The following is a 1,343-nucleotide window of genomic DNA, read 5'->3' on the forward strand; positions in this document are numbered from 1 at the left end:
GACAGAGAACATTTCACACGTAAGTTGACCGAGGACGTAAGAATTACCGGCGGTGCTGATGAGAGTCAGTTGACTAATAGCAATATTGGGGTAGTTGTTGGTGACCAGGGATTGGAAGTAAAACTATCCAAAACACTGACCGGCTTGACTTCAGTGGAGACGGATGCGTTGACTGTGAATAACAATGCGACGATAGGCAATGGCTTAACGGTGACTCGTGGTGCAACTAGTTTAGGTGGTACGCTAGATGTGGCTAAAGCAACTACTTTGCGTCAAGGCTTGACGGTAAGTGGAGGTCAAACCAAGTTGCAAGAAGGTTTGGAAGTGACCGGAGAGTCGACCTTTAATGATAAAGTGACGGCAAATAATGGAGTGACAGTTACCAATGGTGGTTTGACTGTTGAGGCTGGTGCATCGAGCTTTGGTGATAAAGTGACGGTTACTAACGGTGGTTTGGAAGTGACCGGAGAGTCGACCTTTAATGATAAAGTGACGGCAAATAATGGAGTGACAGTTGAAGCTGGAGACTTGGTGGTGACTGCTGGTGAAACTAGAGTTCAGAACTTAACAGCGAACGGCACTACTACGCTTCAAGGTACGAATGTTGGTGGTGATTTGAATGTGACCGGTGCAACGACCGTCACTAGCTTAACGGCGACTGGAAAAACGAGACTTAAAGAGGTAGTTGCTGAGGGTCAAGTACAAGCAGAATCATTGGTTGTTGATAATCAAGCGATTCTTAAAAATGGTGTAACCTTAGGTGAGGCTACTACTGGTCCGAAGATTGTAAATGACAACGGTAATATCAAAGTTCAGAAGAATGGTGGTGGAGCTGCGAAGATTACGAATGTGGCCAGAGGTACGGGCAACGGTGATGCGATTAACTTTGAGCAGTTTGAGGAGAAAGTTGGGGAAATTACCCAAAAAGGATTGACGTTCGTTGGTGATAGTGGTGGAGAGGTGCATCGTAACTTGGGTGAGAAACTGACTATTACCGGCGGTAAAACAGATGAGCTCTCTGAGAATAATATCGGAGTAGTGAAGAATCCTGATAATCAGGGACTAGTTGTAAAACTGGCTAAATCGTTGACCGGCTTGACTTCAGTGGAGACGGATGCGTTGACTGTGAATAACAATGCGACGATTGACGGTACGCTGAATGTGACTGGCACAACCAACTTGAACGGTGGCTTGACGGTGACTGCTGGCACTACATCACTTAAAGACACCACCGTTGATGGCAAGCTAACGGTGACGAGTGGTATGGATGTAAAAGGTAAATCAACCTTTGATGCGATAGAGATCCCAAGTTCAAAAGAGAATCAACCGCCACTGTTGCTTGA

General features: G+C 45.9%; 1 pseudogene. It reads left to right on the top strand.

Going from position 1 to position 1,343, the window contains the following annotated elements:
* Nucleotides 1-24: 24 nt before the first annotated feature.
* A pseudogene (locus ACERC6_RS10230) lies at nt 25-1,343 on the top strand (hypothetical protein); the annotation flags it as partial.

It is taken from the genome of Moraxella sp. E33BD, from assembly GCF_041807865.1.
GTDB classification, from domain to species: domain Bacteria; phylum Pseudomonadota; class Gammaproteobacteria; order Pseudomonadales; family Moraxellaceae; genus Moraxella; species Moraxella haemolytica.